Source organism: Rhizobium acidisoli, assembly GCF_002531755.2.
GTDB classification, from domain to species: Bacteria; Pseudomonadota; Alphaproteobacteria; order Rhizobiales; family Rhizobiaceae; genus Rhizobium; species Rhizobium acidisoli.
Genome location: NZ_CP034998.1, coordinates 1,840,985 through 1,860,012 on the forward strand (window position 1 = coordinate 1,840,985; position 19,028 = coordinate 1,860,012).

General features: G+C 64.4%; 16 protein-coding genes. 5 read left to right on the forward strand and 11 right to left on the reverse strand.

Features of this window, described 5'->3' with window-relative positions; genetic code table 11:
• Positions 1-88: 88 nt before the first annotated feature.
• The 4 genes from CO657_RS09165 to CO657_RS09180 all read right to left on the reverse strand — a co-directional run bounded on the left by CO657_RS09165 (position 89) and on the right by CO657_RS09180 (position 5,797).
• Positions 89-2,068, reverse strand: a complete 1,980-nt coding sequence (locus tag CO657_RS09165; protein WP_012557727.1) for a DEAD/DEAH box helicase — start codon at positions 2,066-2,068, stop codon at positions 89-91.
• Positions 2,069-2,166: 98 nt separating this feature from the next.
• Positions 2,167-4,023, reverse strand: coding sequence for a CHASE2 domain-containing protein (locus CO657_RS09170; protein WP_054183104.1), 1,857 nt, complete (start codon positions 4,021-4,023; stop codon positions 2,167-2,169).
• A gap of 4 nt (positions 4,024-4,027) precedes the next feature.
• Positions 4,028-4,546, reverse strand: a complete 519-nt coding sequence (locus tag CO657_RS09175) for a FecR domain-containing protein (RefSeq protein ID WP_054183131.1) — start codon at positions 4,544-4,546, stop codon at positions 4,028-4,030.
• Positions 4,547-4,651: 105 nt separating this feature from the next.
• Complete coding sequence (locus CO657_RS09180; protein ID WP_054183103.1) at positions 4,652-5,797, reverse strand: citrate synthase; 1,146 nt, start codon at positions 5,795-5,797, stop codon at positions 4,652-4,654.
• An 83-nt stretch (positions 5,798-5,880) separates the two neighbouring features.
• On the opposite strand from CO657_RS09180, the gene CO657_RS09185 reads away from it, so the two are divergent.
• Positions 5,881-6,969, forward strand: a complete 1,089-nt coding sequence (locus tag CO657_RS09185; RefSeq protein ID WP_012557731.1) for a citrate synthase/methylcitrate synthase — start codon at positions 5,881-5,883, stop codon at positions 6,967-6,969.
• Between the two features lie 42 nt (positions 6,970-7,011).
• On the opposite strand, the gene CO657_RS09190 is transcribed toward CO657_RS09185, so the two are convergent.
• From CO657_RS09190 to CO657_RS09210, 5 genes are all read right to left on the reverse strand, one after another.
• Positions 7,012-7,482, reverse strand: coding sequence for an SRPBCC family protein (locus tag CO657_RS09190; protein ID WP_012557732.1), 471 nt, complete (start codon positions 7,480-7,482; stop codon positions 7,012-7,014).
• Between the two features lie 74 nt (positions 7,483-7,556).
• Complete coding sequence (locus CO657_RS09195; RefSeq protein WP_012557733.1) at positions 7,557-9,185, reverse strand: CTP synthase; 1,629 nt, start codon at positions 9,183-9,185, stop codon at positions 7,557-7,559.
• A 144-nt stretch (positions 9,186-9,329) separates the two neighbouring features.
• Positions 9,330-9,869 (reverse strand): preprotein translocase subunit SecG, encoded by a 540-nt coding sequence (secG, locus tag CO657_RS09200; protein ID WP_003586358.1) that lies wholly within the window; start codon positions 9,867-9,869, stop codon positions 9,330-9,332.
• 138 nt (positions 9,870-10,007) lie between these two features.
• Positions 10,008-10,778 carry a triose-phosphate isomerase gene (gene tpiA / locus CO657_RS09205; protein ID WP_012557734.1) on the reverse strand — a complete coding sequence of 257 codons (771 nt, stop codon included), beginning with the start codon at positions 10,776-10,778 and terminating at the stop codon, positions 10,008-10,010.
• 135 nt (positions 10,779-10,913) lie between these two features.
• Positions 10,914-11,813, reverse strand: a complete 900-nt coding sequence (locus CO657_RS09210) for a phospholipase (protein ID WP_054183102.1) — start codon at positions 11,811-11,813, stop codon at positions 10,914-10,916.
• 220 nt (positions 11,814-12,033) lie between these two features.
• Between CO657_RS09210 and parE the strand changes: the two genes are divergently transcribed.
• The 3 genes from parE (at position 12,034) to CO657_RS09225 (ending at position 16,805) form a co-directional block, all read left to right on the forward strand.
• Positions 12,034-14,136, forward strand: coding sequence for a DNA topoisomerase IV subunit B (gene parE / locus CO657_RS09215; RefSeq protein WP_054183101.1), 2,103 nt, complete (start codon positions 12,034-12,036; stop codon positions 14,134-14,136).
• A gap of 202 nt (positions 14,137-14,338) precedes the next feature.
• Positions 14,339-15,493, forward strand: a complete 1,155-nt coding sequence (locus CO657_RS09220) for an esterase-like activity of phytase family protein (protein WP_054183130.1) — start codon at positions 14,339-14,341, stop codon at positions 15,491-15,493.
• Positions 15,494-15,608: 115 nt separating this feature from the next.
• A complete protein-coding gene (locus tag CO657_RS09225; protein ID WP_054183100.1) occupies positions 15,609-16,805 on the forward strand; it encodes an AI-2E family transporter in 1,197 nt (398 codons plus the stop codon).
• Between the two features lie 18 nt (positions 16,806-16,823).
• Here CO657_RS09225 and CO657_RS09230 read toward each other — a convergent pair whose 3' ends face one another.
• Positions 16,824-17,282 (reverse strand): GNAT family N-acetyltransferase, encoded by a 459-nt coding sequence (locus CO657_RS09230; protein ID WP_054183099.1) that lies wholly within the window; start codon positions 17,280-17,282, stop codon positions 16,824-16,826.
• 129 nt (positions 17,283-17,411) lie between these two features.
• Here CO657_RS09230 and CO657_RS09235 point away from each other — a divergent pair, with 129 nt between their 5' ends.
• Positions 17,412-17,822, forward strand: a complete 411-nt coding sequence (locus CO657_RS09235) for a hypothetical protein (RefSeq protein WP_003586350.1) — start codon at positions 17,412-17,414, stop codon at positions 17,820-17,822.
• Here CO657_RS09235 and CO657_RS09240 read toward each other — a convergent pair.
• Positions 17,819-18,964: a DUF2336 domain-containing protein gene (locus CO657_RS09240; RefSeq protein WP_054183098.1), complete on the reverse strand. Its 1,146-nt coding sequence runs from the start codon at positions 18,962-18,964 to the stop codon at positions 17,819-17,821. The two genes, CO657_RS09235 and CO657_RS09240, sit on opposite strands and share 4 nt — an antisense overlap.
• Positions 18,965-19,028: the final 64 nt, after the last annotated feature.

Genomic DNA, 19,028 nt, shown 5'->3' on the forward strand with positions numbered 1-19,028 from the left:
CGCACGCGACGAAGCCGAAATGCTCCTGGAGCACTTATCGGCCTTGATAAAGCCCTCCGCCTCACCCGGCGAAGGGCTGCCGGCGCAATCAGCCGGGCTTCTTCTTCGAAAACTTGCCCTTCGCCCCGGCGCCGCCCTTGCCCTCGAATTTCGGGCGTTCGGATTTGGCGCCTTCGGATTTGCCGCCTTCGAATTTCGGCTTGTCGTATTTCGGCTTGTCGAATTTCGGGCCATCGAAGCCGGGCTTGCCGGGCTTCTTGCTCCAGCTATCCTGTCTTTGCTGGCCGCTATTGTCGGCTGCTGCATATCCGCCGCCCGGAGCCTTGCCGAACTTATTGTTGCGGCGTTCCTCGCGGAACGTGTCGCCCGGTCGCTCGTCACGCGACGGCTTGCCGGCATAGGGCTTCGGCGACGGCGCCCGGCTGAAATCCGGCGTGCCGGAAAGCTTGGTCACACGGATGCCGCGTTCGAGCGCCTTGTTCGGTCCGATCGCTGCCAGGAAGCTTTCGGCACTCGCTGCTGCGATCTCCACAAAGGTTTCCTCAGGCTGCATCTTGATCGCACCGATCTCGCGCTTCGTCACATTGCCGTTGCGGCAGAGCATCGGAATCAGCCAGCGCGGCTCGGCATTCTGCTTGCGTCCGACCGAAACGGAGAACCAGACGCTGGCGCCGAAATCCTCGCGCGGTCCCCTCTGTGCCGGCTCGAACGGCTCGGCATTGTCGCGGCGCTTGCGGCTGCCCCCGTCCTGCACGGTAACCTCGAGAAGGTCTTCCGGCGCCGAATGGTTGGTACGGTAAAGACGCAGGAAAGCGGCGGCGAGCTTTTCGGCGCCGTGGCTGGAAAGCAGCTGCTGCACCAGCCCCTGTTCTTCCTCCTGCGGCGCTTCGCTGAAGATCGGATCGGCAAGCAGCCGTTCGTCGTCGCGCTCGTTTACCTCTTCGGCCGACGGCGGCCGCGCCCAGGCGGCGGAAATGCCGGCATTTTCAAGCAGGCGCTCGGCCTTGCGCCGTGCATTCAGCGGCACGATCATGGCGCTGATGCCCTTGCGTCCGGCCCGGCCGGTGCGGCCGCTGCGGTGCAGTAGCGTGTCCGGATTGGTCGGCAGGTCGGCATGGATGACCAGATCGAGACCCGGCAGGTCGATGCCGCGAGCAGCGACGTCGGTTGCGATGCAGACGCGGGCGCGCCCGTCGCGCATCGCCTGCAGCGCATGGGTGCGTTCGTTCTGCGTCAGCTCGCCGGAAAGCGCTACGACGGAGAAATTGCGGTTGTTGAAGCGAGCGGTCAGATGATTGACGGCCGCACGCGTCGAGCAGAAGACGATGGCGTTGGTCGCCTCGTAATAACGCAGCACGTTGATGATCGCATTCTCGCGGTCGCTGGGGGCCACCATCAGCGCGCGATATTCAATATCGACATGCTGCTTTGCCTCAGCCGCGGTGCTGATGCGCACGGCGTTGCGTTGATAGCTTTTGGCAAGCTTGGCGATCGCCGCCGGCACCGTTGCCGAAAACATCAGCGTCCGGCGCTCGTCCGGCGCCGAATCGAGAATGAATTCCAGATCTTCGCGGAAGCCGAGATCGAGCATCTCGTCGGCCTCGTCGAGCACGGCGGCCTTCAGTTCAGACATGTCGAGCGCCCTGCGGCGGATATGGTCGCAGAGGCGGCCCGGCGTGCCGACGACGATATGGGCGCCGCGTTCGAGCGAGCGGCGCTCGCTGCGGATGTCCATGCCGCCGACGCAGCTGGCGATCACCGCGCCGGTCATTTCGTAGAGCCATTCGAGCTCACGCTTGACCTGCAGGGCAAGTTCGCGCGTCGGGGCGATGACAAGCGCAAGCGGCGCGCCGGCATTGCCGAAGCGCTCTCCGCCCTCGAGCAGCGTCGGCGCCAGCGCCAGGCCGAAGGCGACGGTCTTGCCGGAACCGGTCTGGGCCGAGACCAGCGCGTCGGAAGCGGCGAGCGCCGGATCGAGCATTGCCTTCTGCACCGGGGTGAGTTCGGCGTAACCGCGCTTCTGCAACGCCTTGGCGATCGCCGGAACGACGCCGTTGAATTCTGTCATGAGTTCGATCTTTCGGAGCTGTCAGGCGCGAATTGCGCCATGGCCGGAGCCAGCCGGCGGGGTATTTGCGCCGTTCCTAGCCGCTCCGGCGGCGATTGTCAAAGCGTGCGGCTGCGCCACAGCCAGGTGTCGATATGGCTTGCCCGGCCGCGCAGCGCCGTTTCCAACGGACCCTCCATCCGGCCGGCCTGCAGCAGCGCGCTGTCGGGGCCCGCGGAGCGGACGATTTCGGCGCTCAGCGCCAGTTCGACGCCATGGAGGGCGGCCACCTCCATCAGCCGGCTGCCGACATTGATGGTGTCGCCCGCCGCCGTGATCTGCTGCCGGTCGCCGGTGCCGAGCCGCGAGGCGACGATCGGCCCGCAATGGGCGCCGACCTTGAAGCCGATCTTCTTCTCGGCAAAGCCCGCATGCGCTTGGAGCCAGGCCCGGGTGCGCTCGCACAGGCTGACGGCGCAGGCAGCCGCGCGGGCGGCATCGTCATCGGCAGGCTCCGGCAGGCCGAACAGGATCATCGCCCCATCGCCCATGAAACTGGTGATGGCGCCGCCGTGAGCGCGCGTCTCCTCGTCGATCAGTTCGAAGAAGCCGCTCAGCACCTGGCTGACCTTGACCGGCCCGAGCTTTTCGCTGAGGCCAGTGAAACCCGAGAGATCGATGAAGATGACGGCCGCGTTCTGGCGCACCGGCTGGGCAAGGAAATTCGGATCCCGCGCCAACCACTCGCCAAGGCCGGGCGCCTCGATACGCTGCAGGAGCGCGCTTTGCTCGGCGAAGTGGCGGGCGCGGCCGCGGTCGAGCCAGAGTTCGGCCGCACCGAAAATCAGCGCCGGCGGCAGCGCCGCGGCGATCGGCAGCGCCGCACTCAGCCAGTAGCCATGCGCAAAGGCCGACAGATTGAGCAACGCCCAGACGATCAGCGTCAGCACGATGATGATGTAGCCCGCCGCGCTCCGCCGCCAGGCGATCAACGAGACGAAAACCAGCGGCAATCCGATGGCCGTGGCGGCATCGATCAGCCTCATTCTGTGATCGCGCACCATGCCGTCGCCGGTGACGAGATGGGTGATCGCCGTCGACATCACCTCGACGCCGGGCATGACCGGATCGAACGGCGTCGGGAAGACGTCGCCGCCGCCGGTGACCGTCGAGCCGATGACGACGATTCGTCCTGCGACCGCATCCGCCGAAAGCTTGCCCTCAAGCGCATCGGCGGCGCTTGATGTGGCGATGCTGCCGCGCCCACCATAGAAGGTCACCGGCAGGCGCTGGCCGATATCTGTGGGAATGCGCAGCGCGCCGAGCATGATGGCATCGCGTTCGATGGTCGGATCGACGCCGAGCGCCACCGACGCGGCGCGCAGCGGAAAGGCCGGATCCAATCGGTCTGCGCCGCGCGAAATCAGCGGAATGAACCGCGGCGTGCCGGTCTGGTCGGTTGCTACATTGACGATGCCGACGGCGGCTGCTTCGGCGAAGCGGGCAAGCGGCAACAGAATCTGGTTTGCCTCGGGGATAGCGGCAAGCGGATCGTTCGCCCCATCGGTGACCTCTTGGCTGCTTCTGGCAAAGGTGGCCGCGGCGGCAATCACGCTCGGGCCTTCTGCAAGCGCGGCCGTCAGCGCCGCATCGCCCTCCTCCGGCCCCGGATCGACAAGCAGAATGTCGAGCGCCAGCGCCTTCGGCTTCAAGGCGGTGATCGCGCCGACGAGGCGCGCAAGCGTGGCCCGATCAAGGGGATAACCATGGGCGGCGGCGGTGCGGTCGTCGATCGCAACGATCGAGACGACGGGGGGCGGTGTCGTCGCCCCGATGACCACGCTGCGGATATCGGCAAGCGATGCCTCCATCCGGTCGAGCAGGCCGCTTCCGCCCTTCAGATTGGCATAGCCGAGCGCTGCTCCCCAAAGACCGGCGAGCAGCAGCGCGATCACCGTCTGCAGGCGATGGTTCATGGATTTATTGGCCGAGGCGGGCAAGAAGGGCGGCGGCGCGCGGTGCCGGCCAGCGACGCACGACGAGGGGTTCCGACCCGCTGCTGACGTCGACACCCTCGCCCGGCGACAGCACCACCTGCTCGCCGGCCGGCCGGCGGACGGCGACGCTGCCTCTGACGACCAGCACCGAAGTCTTGCCACTGGCGACGTCGACGGCCCATTGGGTGCCGCGCACGGCAGCGATCGCCTGTGGCGTCACCACCTGGAAACCGCCGACATGCTGACTGCTGTCGACATCGACGAGGATCGCCTTGCGCCGCAGCGATGCCGAATCGGGGCTGCCGTCACGGTTGCGGTCGGCAAGGCGGAAGGAAGCGCCGGCCTCCGCCGTGATCTTTACCCCGCCTGGACAAGTGAACACCTGGCGGGCGCTGGCGTCGCGCGCAATCGTGCAGCCGGCAGACTGCGCCAAGGCCGCTCCATGCGGAATAAGGCCGACAGCGAGTGCGGCGGCAAGCAGGCTGCGAAAGGTCGTATGCATGGAAAGCCCCCATGACCGTGCGGACAGCTTTTCGAAAGCGCCCGCCAACCGTCTTCTTCCATGTCGGGCATGATAGCCGAATTCGGATATTTCCCTAACCAATTCTTAAGGGCTGGCGGTGGTTTCGGGCGACGGCCCGGCATAACGGGCCCGCGGCCGGATCAATTCGCCGCTGTCGATCTGCTCCATCGCATGCGCCAGCCAGCCGGTGGAACGGGCAAGCGAGAACATGATGATCGGCGCCTCCCGCGGCAGATCGAAGGCGGCGGCCATCGCGGCAAGCACGAAATCGACGTTGACCTTCTCGCCGACCATGTGCTCGCCGGTTTCCCGGAGCTCGGCAAACGGCTGCGGCAGGGGAAAGTGTGAAAGCAGCGCCAGAGCCCTGATATCGCCATCCGGATAGAGCGGATGGCCAAAGGCCGACAGGCGATGGCCCTGGGCAAGCGTGCGGCGAATCGCCTGCTCCGCCCCGAGAGCCGAAGCCGCCTCGATCAGGGCGTCGACGCCCTGCCAGGCGGCGCCATGCAGCGGTCCGGTCAGCGTCGCCAGTCCGGAAAGCACCGAGGCTGATAGAGCAGCACCCGCCGATGCCGTCACCCGCGCCGCGAAGGTCGAGGCGTTGAGTTCGTGATCGGCAAGCAACACCAGCGCCCGGCGCAGGCAATCGGCGGCATTCGGCCGCTGCCAGCTTTCCGCCAGTCGAAGATGCAGCGGCCTATCCGAAGACCCCGGCGCCAGCGCATCGGCGACCGTGCAAAGCACCTCGCTTGCTTCCCGGCGAAGGGCTGCCTGCGAGCGGCCGAGCGACGGCAGATCCGATGTCACCCGCGCTGCCAGTGCCAGGAACGCAGCCTGAAGCGACGGAGCCGCATGTCCCGCCGCGGTGCGGGAAGCAAGTGCTTCCGCACCGTTCCAGAGCAATGCCGCCGTTTGCTCGAGCGTCGCCGTGTCGGCGAAATCGGCGGCATCCCGTCCGCGATAGAAAAGCCGTCCGCCGATGATGGTGGAGATCGCCGAGGAGAGCACCGGGTCGCCCCAACGGATCGTCTCGGTGGCAACCGTTTCGGCTTTACGCCGGCCGGCATGGCGTTCGGCCAGCCGCTGCACGTCGGCAGCCTGGTAGAGGCTGCGTCGCGGGTCGGCAGGATCGGGCTTGGCGCGGATGCGCCCGCGGCTGACATTGGCGTAGAGCGTCTGCGGCTTGGTCTTCAGCGCCTGCAGCGCCTCCTCGGCGGTCAGCCACGGCATCGGAGCCTCATATTGATCAATAGCATCAAGATTGACGTCAATGAAACTAGGCCGGATCATCCGGGCGGTAAAGGAGAAACAATATGAAAAATGGCTTGGAAGACGTCATTGCCGCCGAAACGCAGCTCTCGGATGTCGATGGCGAAGCGGGGCGGCTGATCATCCGCGGCGTCTCGCTGGACCATCTGGTTGCAGACTGCAGCTATGAAGGTGTCGCCGCATTGCTGCTCGACGGGCTGATCGAAAGAAGCTTCGATCAGGCGCAGTTGCGCGCGTGGCTGGCGAATGCCCGAACACGGATTTTCCACCACATCGGGGCCGCCGATGCCGCTCTGCTGACGCTGCCGCCGGTTGATGCGATGCGGGCGCTGATCGCCCGACTGCCCGACGGCGAGGATCTCGATACCGCGCTCAGCCTTCTGGCGGCGCCTGCGGTCTTCCTGCCGGCGATTCTCAGCCTGCAGCGCGGTGAAAGACCGATCGCGCCCGACGCTTCGCTGCCGCAAGCTGCCGATATCCTGCGCATGTTGACCGGACAATTGCCGAGCAAGGAGCAGACGGCCGCGCTCGACGCCTACCTCGTGACCATTTCGGATCACGGCCTCAACGCCTCGACCTTCGCATCGCGCGTCATTGCCTCGACGCAGGCCGGCCTCACCTCTTCGGTCCTGGCCGCGCTGAGCGCCCTGAAGGGACCGCTGCATGGCGGTGCGCCCGGCCCGGTGCTCGACATGCTGGATGCCGTGGGAACGGCAGAGAATGCCGGCCAATGGCTCAGCGAAGCGCTCGATCGCGGCGAAAGACTGATGGGTTTCGGCCACCGCATCTACCGCGTCCGCGATCCGCGCGCCGATGCGCTGAAGGGCGCTCTGAAGCCGCTGATATCAACCGGGCAGGTCGACCCCGCCCGCGGCACGCTGGCGCAAGCCGTGGAAGCCGCCGCATTGGCAATCCTGAAGGCGCGCAAGCCGAACCGGCCGCTCGACGTCAACGTCGAATTCTACACGGCGCTGCTGCTCGAAGCGCTCGGCTTCCCGCGGGAGGCCTTCACCGGCGTCTTTGCAATCGGCCGCACTGTCGGGTGGCTGGCGCATGCCCGCGAACAGGCGCTCGACGGCCGGCTGATTCGCCCGCGCTCGGTCTATATCGGCCCGCTGCCGGCCGCAGCCTGACGATCGAATTCGGCGGCGGGGCATGCTCCTGCCGCCCAGGCTTCAACCGCCGACGAAAGCGGCGAGGTTGTCGAGCGTCAAACGGCAGCCTTCCTCATTGTCTTCAAGGCGAATGCCCGCCGGGATATCGTCGCAGACCATCGTCACATCGGTGCCGCCATTCACAGGCGACAATGTCGTGCTGACCGTCATCTCGCCGGAAAAGCTGTCGTCGTCGGACTCGAAGACCGTGGCCCAGACGATCTGCTCGTTGGGCACGAGCCGCGCGAAACGGCCCTCGAACCTGTCGGTCTTGTCCGAGGTCTTGCCTGGCTGCCCAGCCGCATCATCGGGATAGACCAGCGACATGCTGAAGGCACCGCCTTCCCTGCCCTCGAAGGCATGGACGATTCCCCGCATCGAACCGGGCGGAAGCCAGGTGGCGACCGCTTCGGCATCCAGGAAGGCACGGTAGATGCGTTCAGGCGGCGCGGCGATGAAGCGTGAAACGGTCGTGCTGCGTCGGATGGCCATGCCGGCGATATAGAGCACCACAAGCACTTGCCCAGATCGCGCTTGACGTCGCGCGATCTGGATCTTCATCGTGATTAGACGAGGCGGCTCTGTTCCGTCGCCGCTTCGATGAAGCTGGCAAACAGCGGATGCGGGTCGAGCGGCCGGCTCTTCAGTTCCGGGTGATACTGCACGCCGATGAACCACGGGTGATCCGGATATTCGATCGTCTCCGGCAGCACACCATCCGGCGACATGCCGGAGAAGACGAGGCCGCAGCTCTCGAGCCGGTCCTTGTAGTCGACATTGACCTCGTAGCGGTGGCGATGCCGCTCGGAAATATCGGTGGAACCGTAGATATCCGAGATCTTCGTGCCCTTCTTCAGCGCCGCCTTATAGGCGCCGAGGCGCATCGTGCCGCCGAGATCGCCGGCTGCCGTGCGCTTCTGCAACTCGTTGCCCTTGACCCATTCGGTCATCAGGCCGACCACCGGCTCCTTGGTCGGGCCGAATTCGGTCGAGGAGGCGCCGGATACGTCGGCGAGATTGCGCGCCGCCTCGATGACGGCCATCTGCATGCCGAAGCAGATGCCGAAATACGGCACCTTGCGCTCGCGGGCGAAACGCGCTGCGTGGATCTTGCCTTCCGAACCGCGTTCGCCGAAGCCGCCCGGCACGAGGATGCCGTGCACCTTTTCGAGGTACGGCGCCGGATCTTCCTTTTCGAAGACCTCGGACTCGATCCATTCGAGCTTGACCTTGACGCGATTGGCGATGCCGCCGTGGTGCAGCGCCTCGATCAGCGATTTATAGGCGTCCTTGAGGCCGGTATATTTGCCGACGATCGCGATCGTCACCTCGCCCTCAGGCGTGCGGATACGGTTGCAGACCTCTTCCCACGGGTCGAGACGCGGCTTCGGCGCCGGCTCGATGCCGAAGGCTGCCAGCACTTCGTCATCAAGGCCTTCCTTGTGGTAGGCAATCGGCACATCGTAGATGTTGGCGACGTCGAGCGCCTGGATGACGGCGGACGGGCGCACGTTGCAGAACAGCGAAAGCTTGCGGCGCTCGGCTTCCGGAATTTCGCGGTCGGCGCGCACCAGCAGAATATCGGGATGAATGCCGAGCGCCTGCAGTTCCTTGACCGAATGCTGGGTCGGCTTGGTCTTGAGCTCGCCGGCGGCCGGAATATAGGGCATCAGCGTCAGGTGGACGTAGACCGCGGTGCCGCGCGGCAGGTCGTTGCCGAGCTGGCGGATCGCCTCCATGAAGGGCATCGCCTCGATGTCGCCGACCGTGCCGCCGATCTCGCAGATGACGAAGTCGTAGTCGTCATTGCCCTCGATGACGAAATCCTTGATCTCGTTGGTGACGTGCGGAATGACCTGCACCGTCGCGCCGAGATAGTCGCCGCGCCGTTCCTTGTCGATGATGTTCTTGTAGATGCGGCCGGTGGTGATGTTGTCGGTCTTGGTCGCCGAACGCCCCGTGAAGCGTTCATAGTGGCCGAGATCGAGATCGGTTTCCGCGCCGTCGTCGGTGACGAAGACCTCGCCGTGCTGGGTCGGGCTCATCGTGCCCGGGTCCACGTTCAGATAGGGGTCGAGCTTGCGAAGCCGTACCCGATATCCACGGGCCTGCAGCAACGCTCCGAGAGCCGCGGCCGCAATTCCTTTTCCGAGAGAGGAAACCACGCCGCCAGTGATGAATACGTATCGCGCCATGGGATTCACCGGATACCTTTTCAAAAACGATTCCACCAGCCCCAAAAACTCTTTTCCGGAATTTTCGGAGCGTGGCGAAGGAATCTGAACAAAAGAAAACCGGCAGACCCAAGGGCCTGCCGGCGGTTTATGTCGAAGACCGGTTTACTGTCCCGTCGGGACGCCGGCGGGCTGAGCCGGTGCCGGCGCGGCCGGAGTTGCGGGCGCTGCCGGGGCACTCGTTGCAGGCTCGGTGGCCGCCGGAGCCTGGGCCGCCGGAGCGGTCGTTGCCGGAGCCGGAGCCTCAGTTGCCGGGGTTTGAGCAGCCGGAGCCTGCGGTGCAGGCGTTGCCGCGCCGCTGCTCGGAACGCCGTTGCCGGCCGGCTGGCTTGCCGGAGCCTGCGCGCCGCCGCCGAGCGAATCGAGAATGCCGTTGCCCTGGCCGCCCGTTGCCGGAATGCGGTCGAGAATATCGCTCGGACGGCCTTCGTAACGCGTCAGAATGCCGAGGCCGAGCGAGGTGATGAAGAACAGGGTCGCAAGGATCGCGGTCGTGCGCGTCAGCGCATTGGCCGTGCCGCGCGCCGACATGAAGCCCGAACCGCCGCCGATGCCGAGGCCGCCGCCTTCCGAACGCTGGATGAGCACGACGCCGACGAGGGCGAGCACGATCATGAGATGAATGACAATCAATACGGTCTGCATGGGTCCAGTCCTGCCCGTTTGGAGACGGACAAAGTTAAGAATTCTGGCGGCTCTTTACATGAGGCTTTCATCTATTCCAAGCCCTTCGGCCCAGAATACGCCCTGGAATAAACGAATAAACCGGGAATGAACAATGCCTCAGGCGAGCAGCGCCTCATAGGCCCGGTAGATGGCGAGGAAGTCGGCGGCTTTCAAGCTCGCCCCGCCGATCAGCGCGCCGTCGACATTGGCGATGCCCATCAGCTCCCCGGCATTGGCCGGCTTGACCGAGCCGCCATAGAGAAGACGCATCTTGCGGCCTTCACCGCCGAAACGGCCCACCAGCTCGGCGCGCATGAAGGCGTGTGCCTTTTCGACATCGCCCGCCGTCGGCGTCACACCGGTGCCGATCGCCCAGATCGGTTCATAAGCGATGACGGTGTTCTCGGCGGCGGCGCTGTCCGGAACCGAGGCGGAAAGCTGACGCTTGATGACGTCGAGCGCCTGGCCCGTGCGGCGTTCATCGGCCGTCTCGCCGATGCAGATGATCGCCGTCAGCCCGGCGGCAAAGGCAGCCTCCGCCTTGGCGCGGACCAGATGATCCGTTTCGGCATGGTCGGTGCGGCGCTCGGAGTGGCCGACAATGACATAGGTGCCGAAACAATCGGCAATCATCTCGGCCGAGATATCGCCGGTATGCGCACCTGACGGATTCTGATGGCAGTCCTGAGCGCCGATCGACAGCGGGCTGTCGGTGCAGAGCGCGGTCGCCACGTAGAGCAGCGTCGCAGGCGGGCAGATCAGCGCTTCGACCTTGTCGGCGAGCGGCGAGGAAACGCCCTCGGCGATCGCCTTGATCTGATCCAGGGAGGCACGCATGCCATTCATTTTCCAGTTTCCCGCCACGAGCGGGCGCACGTCAGGTGTCATGCCAGCCTTCCAAATTTTCCATATGCCTTGGGCAATATCAAAAGCGCGCGGCAAAGAAAAGCATCATACCTTGACGTAAGGGGAATCTCGGCGATCCCGCCTATATTTCTGCCGAAAATCGGTCGGCGGCACGCTTCAGCCGGCAAGAATCCAGTTCAGGATCCGGCGCCAGTCGACCATCCGGATCGGCGTCCCGTGGTTGCCGGTCTGAAACAGCGTGAAGTGCGTCGGATATTTGGCCTTGTGCAGGCTTTCGAACAGCGCTTGCTGGGTGCTCGCTGCATAAACCGGGTCGCGGCTGCCATGGGCGAACCAGAGCGGCAGCTTCGCTTTATAGAAGGCGCTTCGGGTGAAATCGGGATCGGTGACGCCGCTCATGACAAGCATGCCCTTCAGCCGCTTGACGCTGTCGCCGTCGCGCGCAATACCCCAGCAGACCTGGCTGCCCATCGAGGCGCAGGACAGGATGATCGGCCGGCCGGGCGATTGGGCACTGGCATAGCGGATGAGGCCGGCGATTGCCGCAACGCCGTTGCTGTCGAAACTCCGGACGGTCGGCGAATAATAAACGCCGCCGTTGCCGGCAACGAGGTTCTTCAGCCGGTTGAAATTGCCGCCGAAGCTGTAGTCGTTGGCGCCGAGCCGGCGATCGCCGTCGCGGCCATGGATGAAAATCACGGTGAAGGCGGCATTCTGGGCCTGTCCCACCCTGGTGACATCGAGACTGACACCGTCCGGAGACAGCGTCTCGTCGACCTGGGCCTTGCGGATGCCGAGCGCCACATATTTCTGCTGCACCCGCTTTTGCGGGATCTGGTCGCGGCCGTTGATATCGCGCATCTCATCATAGTCGATGACCTCGAAGGCACCGTCATCACCTGTCTGCAAGATGGCCTGCTTCGAAAACAGATCGTCCTTGAAAGGCGGCAGCGCATCGCCCGCCCGCGCTGGGCCAACAGCGGTCAGGACAGCCGCGGATAGAAAAAACGCCGCAATTGCAGTGATGATGGTGCAATGACTTGTGGACATTCGCATTCGGATGGTTCCTGAAGCCTGCCGCCGCTTGCCATTCCGCGCCCGGCAACGCAAATCATGTGTGAAAAGCCCGCCAAAACTGGCGGTGTCGCGTATAGAGGTGCTTTCTGGCAAAATCTGCCTGATTCGCAAACGTGACATGAAATGCGGTGATTTTGGGTCGGCGGAGGATGCAAGCCCCAAGCCAGACCCAAGACAGGATGAAGATCTGAACGGCTCCATGGACGATAGCAACGACCTCTTTTCCGGAATGCCCCTCTCTGAAAAACGCGAGGAGGCGCAGAAGCCTGCGGCTGCGGCCGAACGGCCGCCGGTGGCGGCTGCCCCACCTGCTGCTGGAGCCCCCTCTGCTGCGGGAGCCTCTTCGCGCCCGGCACCCACCACGTCGAACGCCGACGAATACGGCGCCTCGTCGATCCGCGTCCTCGAAGGCCTCGAGCCGGTGCGCATGCGCCCGGGCATGTATATCGGCGGCACCGACGAAAAGGCGCTGCATCACCTCTTTGCCGAAGTCATCGACAACGCGATGGACGAGGCGGTCGCCGGACACGCCAATTTCATCGAGGTCTATCTCGACCTCGAAGGTTACCTCACCGTCTCCGACAACGGCCGCGGCATCCCGGTCGAGAACCATCCGCAGGTGCCGGGCAAGTCGACGCTCGAAGTCATCATGACCAAGCTGCATGCCGGCGGCAAATTCGACGGCAAGGCCTACGAGACCTCGGGCGGCCTGCATGGCGTCGGCGTCTCGGTCGTCAACGCGCTCTCCGACGATCTCGAAGTGGAAGTCGCGCGCAACCGCAAGCTCTACCGCCAGCGCTTCTCCCGCGGCCTGCCGCAGGGCGGGCTTGAAGAATTGGGCGACGTCCACAATCGCCGCGGTACCCGCGTGCGCTTCCATCCTGACCCCCAGATCTTTGGGGATCACATGAAGTTCGATGCCGCCCGGGTGTTCCGCATGGCGCGCTCGAAGGCCTATCTCTTCGGCGGCGTCGAGATCCGCTGGAGCTGCGAGCAGGGCGTCTTGCCCGAAGGCTCCGAGGTCCCTGACAAAGCGGTCTTCCACTTCCCCGGCGGCCTGAAGGATTATCTCCAGGCGACGATGGGCAAGGAATTCACCGTCACCCGCGAGATTTTCGCCGGCAAGACCGAGAAAACCAGCGGCCATGGCTCGATGGAATGGGCGATCACCTGGTATGGCGGCGATCCGCAGGTGCATTCCTATTGCAACACCATCCCGACCCCCGAAGGCGGCACGCATGAGGCCGGCCTGCGCATCGCGCTGACCAAGGGCCTGAAGGCCTATGCCGAGCTGACGCAGAACAAGCGCGCCGCGCAGATCACCACGGATGACGTGATGATCTCGGCCGTCGGCATGCTCTCGGTCTTCATCCGCGAGCCGGAATTCGTCGGCCAGACCAAGGATAAGCTCGCGACCGTCGAGGCCCAGCGCATCGTCGAGAACGCGCTGCGCGATCCTTTCGACCATTATCTTGCCGACAACCCGAACGAGTCGGCCAAGCTGCTCGACTGGGTGATCGAGCGCGCCGAGGAGCGGCTGCGCCGCCGCAAGGAAAAGGAAGTCAACCGCAAGACGGCGGTGCGCAAGCTGCGCCTGCCCGGCAAGCTCGCCGACTGCTCGCAGAACACCGCCGAAGGCGCCGAACTCTTCATCGTCGAGGGCGATTCGGCAGGCGGTTCGGCTAAGCAGGCGCGCAACCGCGCCAACCAGGCAATTCTGCCCCTGCGCGGTAAAATCCTCAACGTTGCCAGCGCCGGCCGCGAAAAACTCGGCGCCAACCAGCAGCTCGCCGATCTCATCCAGGCGCTCGGCTGCGGCACCCGCTCGAAATACCGCGACGAAGATCTGCGCTACGAGCGCATCATCGTTATGACCGATGCCGACGTCGACGGCGCCCACATCGCCTCGCTGCTCATCACCTTCTTCTATCAGGAGATGCCGGAGCTGGTGCGCGGCGGCCACCTCTTCCTCGCCGTGCCGCCGCTCTACAAGATCACCCAAGGGTCGAAATCCGCCTATGCCCGCGACGACAATCATCGCGCCGAGCTGATGCAGACGGAGTTCAAGGGCAAGGCCAAGGTCGAGATCAGCCGCTTCAAAGGTCTCGGCGAGATGATGCCCGCCCAGCTCAAGGAAACCACGATGGACCCGTCCAAACGCACCCTGCTCAAGGTGCTGATCGACGAGGTGGATTTCGAGGGCACCCGCAGCGCCGTCGACGATCTGATGGGCACCAAGCCGGAAGCCCGCTTCCGCTTCATCCAGGAACGCGCGGCCTTCGCCGAAAACCTCGATATTTAAGGCATCTGCGGGCCGAGCCGAACGGGAGTAGATACCGTTCGGCTCGGCCCTCATTTTAGCATCTGCGATTTCACGGAACTGACGAAGAACCGTAACAACTCCGTCAAACAACCGGCGCATGAAGCGGTCGGCGTGCGGCCTCCCCCTGGGAAGAGCGGCTGCGCCGGTTCGAACCGTTTTCAACCCTTTGCCGGATTTTGCCATGACCAAGCGTTTTCTCGCGACTGCCGCTTTCGTTCTCCTGTCCAGCACAGTTACTGTCAGCGCCACCGATATTGGGGCCACCGGTATCGGCGCCACCTTCGAGACCGCCTGCCCCTTCAGCGATTGCGCCGCCGGCATTTCGCTGTCCTATCTCGGTGAATTCGTTATCCCCACAGGCCGGATGGAAAACGGCGTCGAATTCGGCGGCATTTCCGGCCTCGATTTCGATGCCGCCACCGGCCACTATATCGCCATCAGTGACGACCGCTCGGACAAGGCCCCGGCCCGCTTCTATGAACTCGACGTCGATGTCGACGCGTCGGGCCTCAAGGGCGTTTCCATCGTCAAACATGTCACGCTGAAGGACAAAAACGGCGAGCCCTTCGCCGCCAAAACCGTCGATCCTGAATCGATCCGCCTCGGCAAGGACGGCATCTATTGGGGCAGCGAAGGCGACGCCAAGGCGCTGCTGTCGCCCTTCGTCCGCGTGACTGCGCCGGACGGCTCTTTCGTGCGTGAATTCAAGCTGCCGGAAGGCTTTGCGCCCACAGCCGACAAGTCGACCGGCATCCGCGACAACCTCGCCTTCGAGGATATTGCCGTGGCGCCTTCGGGCGATGTTTTCGTCGGTGTCGAAGCCGCGCTCTATCAGGACGGCCCCAATCCCTCGCTGACCACGGGCAGCCTGTCGCGCATCATCCGTTATGACGGCGCAACCGGCGAACCGAAGGCTCAATATGTCTACCCGATCTCACCGATCCCGCAGGCCGCTACCAAGGCCGATGGCGGCAACGATAACGGCATGTCGGAAATGCTCGCTCTTGACGATCACCGCCTTCTCGCCGTCGAGCGCAGCTACGCCCAGGGCTTTGGCAACAACGTCAAGATCATGATGATGGATCTGACCGACGCCACCGACATATCCGCCATCGCTTCGCTCGCCAAGAACGACCAGCGCGTCGTCCCCGCCCGCAAGAGCCAGGTGCTTGATCTGAGAGCAATCGGCCTTATCCCCGACAATATCGAGGCCATGTCGCTCGGCAAGGCCAAGGATGGAACCGACGTCCTCATTCTCGGCTCCGACAATAATTTCTCGGCGGCGCAAAAGACGCAGTTCTACGCTTTCAAGATTTTGCGCCGTCCGCAACAGTAAGATATCGGCTCTGACGGCCGAATAGCGACGCTTTGGATACGCTTTCATGGTGCGGACCTTGAAACCGCCGGGTTCATAGCCCATAACCAGAAGACAAGAATAAGAAGAGGCGCGCGTGGGTGTGTTCGACCGTCAGAAAAGCAATCATGAACCACGATGGCTCGGATCATCAGCGCCGACACGGACGCCGCTGATACCCTCCATCTCGGCGGCGCGCTGGCTGCTGGTTCTGGTCGTTGCGGCGGGCGTTTACTTCTTCTACGGTTTCCTCGTGCCGGTGCTGGCAGCCCTGGTCATCGGCTTCGCCAGTTGGCCGCTCTACCGCAAGCTTCTTGCCCGCGTCGGCGGCAATACGACGATCGCCGCGACGATCGCCATCATCATGATCGTCACTTTCCTGGTCATCCCGATCGGGCTTGCGATCACCTATACGACGGGTGAGGTGCGCACCTGGGTTGCCTGGGCAATCCATGCCAACCGCGCCGGCGCCCCGACACCGGCCTGGATCGTCGCACTGCCTTGGGCCGGCTCCTATCTCGATGAAGCCTGGACCAAATATATCGGCAGCCCCGGCGCTCTGGGCGAATTGATCCAGGCGGTCAGCGGCGCCAATATCGGCAATATCTACCGTGCCGTGCTTGCGGCCGGCGGCGGCGCCTTCCACCTGCTGCTGACGCTGCTCTTCATGCTGATCGCGCTGTTCTTCGTCTATCGCGACGGTTTTTCCTTCTCCAAGCAGATCGACATGCTCGGCGAGCGCATCCTGCCAAACCGCTGGGAGCGCATTTCCCGCGTCGTGCCGGCAACGATCAGCTCCACCGTCATGGGCATGACGCTGATTGCGATCGGCGAAGGCATCGTGCTCGGCCTGGCTTACTGGATCGCCGGCGTGCCCTCGCCCGTCACGCTCGGCGTGTTGACGGGCGTGATGGCGCTGATACCGGGCGGCGCACCGCTTTCCTTCACGCTGGTGTCGATCTATCTCTTGGCAAGCGGCTCGCATGTCGCCGGCATCGGCCTTTTCGTCTGGGGAACGGTCGAGCTCTTCATCGTCGACAAGACGTTGCGGCCGAAGCTTGTCGGCGGCCCGATCAAGCTGCCCTTCCTGCCGACCTTCTTCGGCCTCGTCGGCGGCGTCAAGACGATGGGCTTCCTCGGCCTCTTCATCGGCCCGGTGCTGATGGCGCTGATCGTCGCCATCTGGCGCGAATGGATCCACGAGGCCCGCAACGCCGAAAAGGGCGAGACGGGACCGCAGGTCCTCATCGACGAGCAAGCCCCGCCGGCAATCCCCCGTATCGCCGAAGGCTGAACCGGCCTTCGCAGACCGTCATCCCAGCCGCTTTTCCATGAACAGGCTGAGCGGGTCCGGCAGATAGCTGCCGAAAGGCTTGATGTCCCGATATCCATATTTGCGGTAGAGCGCGATTGCCTCGGGCTGGTAGATGCCGGTTTCGAGCCGGATTGCCGACAGCCGCTTTTCCTTGGCGATCGCTTCGAGCGCGTCCATCAGGCCGCTGGCGATCCTCAGGCCCCTCGTCTCGGGGTCGACAAACATACGCTTGATCTCCGCCGTGCCATCGCCGGCCTCGACCAGCGCGCAGCACCCAACGATCGCGTCGCCGTTGCGCGCGACGAGAAAACTCACCGCAGGCTTCTCCAGCAAGGAGAGGTCGACCAGATGGTTGCTCTCTGGGGGATAGAGCGACTGCGCATAGGCATCGGAAAGGTCGAGAAGGCGAATGACTCCGTCCTGACGCGGTGGCTCCAGGGCAATGGTGACGGACATGCTGCCTCTTTCTGCTGGCGCAGGGCACAATTTCTCCCGACATGACCAAGAGTTAATGCCCCTGCCTTCATTCGGTTGGAATTGCACCCTCTAAGACGATGACACGCTCAATAGCCAAGGAGGCAAAATATGCAAGCGGTGCTGATCGCGATGACCATTCTCGGTTGCGACGATTCCATCAGCCAGTGCAGCTATGTCGCGACGGTCGACAAACGCTGGGAGACGGTTGCCGCCTGCGATGCCGAAGCCGAACGTCGGCTGAAAACCTATGCCAATGTCAGCTATCCCTCGGTGATTGCTGTCTGCGAGGCGCCGAAAGCCGTCGCTGCCGCCGAACCGCCGAAGCCGGCTCCCGTGCCGCCGGCCCTTCCTGAAGCGGCCGAACAGCACCCCCAGGGCCTGCTCGGTTTTGCCGACGACATAGCCGGACGGGTCCGCGACCATCTGCCCACCGGCAGGAGCGTCAAGGACACGCTCGCCAAACCGGTGCATTTCGTCTCCGCCAGCTATTCCTGGGTGGTGACGCGACTGGCCGATTAAGCCGCCGCAAGCGCCGCATAGACCCGGGCGGATTGCCGCTGTTCGGCGACCCCGAGCTTTTCCACCATGTCGAGCAACTCGCCGACCGCGCCATGTGCGCCGTCATGATGGCGGAATTTTTCAAGCAGACGGCTGCAGACATTGCCGAGCACGCTGCCCGGCGCTTTCCTGGCGGCCTCGCGCCACAGCAGCGTCGCCTCGACGAAGATCACGCTGATATCCCTCGGCAGGCCGGCGGATTCGTAGAGCGCGCGCACCGCATGCATGCGCCCGGTCGCCAGGATCGAGCGCACCCGGCGCTCGCCGCAACCCGTCAGATCGACGATTGCGCCGGCGAAGAAATCCACCTTGCCGGCGCAGAGCGCATGCATCAGGAAGGATGGCGTCAGCCGGCCGTTGAGGCGCAGATGTTCGACGAGGTCGGGTATCTCGCGCGGCGCGATGTCGCCGGCGATCGAAACGATGGCAGCCTCGGTCGCCTCGCGGCTGATGCGCTGCAGCCGCTGCAGGCCAATCGCCGCCTGTGCGAGCGGCAGCCCGACCAGCGCATTGCTGACATGCTGGGTGAGCAATTGGCGGGCGTCGGCGGGAAGATCGCTGCGGTCGAGAAGCAGGTTGCGGATGTCGCAGCCGTCGCCGAGCCGCTCGGCGATGCGTTTCAGGGATTGGCCGGAGATCACCGCGCCGTCGTTCTCGAGCAGGCAGAGCAGCTCTTCCTCGTCGCCGACTTCCGCAAGCGCTGCGGAAACCGGGCGCGTTACCTGCGCCCTCGCCGCGATCAGCATGCGGGTGGCGCCGTTGCCGCGCGCGGCAAGATCGACCAGATCGGCATCGCTCAAAAGCGGCGAACAGGTCACCGCATGGCAGGCGACTTCGGGCTGGTCTTCGGCAAGCGAGAGGATCAGGCTGCGCGGCGCATCGGGCGACCAGGCGATCGCCTCGGCCAGTGCCAGCCGCACGCGCGGTGACGGATCGTCGAGCAAGAAGGTCATCGCCATCTCGGCTGCCGACCGCTCGTCCCCTGTCATCTCCGACTGCAGATAGGCCCGCCCGAGCGCGTTTGCGGCCCGGGCCCGGTCACCGGTCTTGGCCGTTTCGATCCACCGAAGGAAAGCTTCTATGATCACGCGACGCCCCAGCACTTGAACGCGATTCCCTCGCGCTTCATTCAATGCTGCGACCGTAGCGGCAAAAGGTTTAAGATTG

Coding starts and splice junctions, on each gene's coding strand:
- CO657_RS09165 (WP_012557727.1), bottom strand. CDS start 2,068: ATGACAGAATTCAACGGCGTCGTTCCGGCGATCGCCAAGGCGTTGCAG.
- CO657_RS09170 (WP_054183104.1), bottom strand. CDS start 4,023: ATGAACCATCGCCTGCAGACGGTGATCGCGCTGCTGCTCGCCGGTCTT.
- CO657_RS09175 (WP_054183131.1), bottom strand. CDS start 4,546: ATGCATACGACCTTTCGCAGCCTGCTTGCCGCCGCACTCGCTGTCGGC.
- CO657_RS09180 (WP_054183103.1), bottom strand. CDS start 5,797: ATGCCGTGGCTGACCGCCGAGGAGGCGCTGCAGGCGCTGAAGACCAAG.
- CO657_RS09185 (WP_012557731.1), top strand. CDS start 5,881: ATGAAAAATGGCTTGGAAGACGTCATTGCCGCCGAAACGCAGCTCTCG.
- CO657_RS09190 (WP_012557732.1), bottom strand. CDS start 7,482: ATGGCCATCCGACGCAGCACGACCGTTTCACGCTTCATCGCCGCGCCG.
- CO657_RS09195 (WP_012557733.1), bottom strand. CDS start 9,185: ATGGCGCGATACGTATTCATCACTGGCGGCGTGGTTTCCTCTCTCGGA.
- secG (WP_003586358.1), bottom strand. CDS start 9,869: ATGCAGACCGTATTGATTGTCATTCATCTCATGATCGTGCTCGCCCTC.
- tpiA (WP_012557734.1), bottom strand. CDS start 10,778: ATGACACCTGACGTGCGCCCGCTCGTGGCGGGAAACTGGAAAATGAAT.
- CO657_RS09210 (WP_054183102.1), bottom strand. CDS start 11,813: ATGCGAATGTCCACAAGTCATTGCACCATCATCACTGCAATTGCGGCG.
- parE (WP_054183101.1), top strand. CDS start 12,034: ATGGACGATAGCAACGACCTCTTTTCCGGAATGCCCCTCTCTGAAAAA.
- CO657_RS09220 (WP_054183130.1), top strand. CDS start 14,339: ATGACCAAGCGTTTTCTCGCGACTGCCGCTTTCGTTCTCCTGTCCAGC.
- CO657_RS09230 (WP_054183099.1), bottom strand. CDS start 17,282: ATGTCCGTCACCATTGCCCTGGAGCCACCGCGTCAGGACGGAGTCATT.
- CO657_RS09235 (WP_003586350.1), top strand. CDS start 17,412: ATGCAAGCGGTGCTGATCGCGATGACCATTCTCGGTTGCGACGATTCC.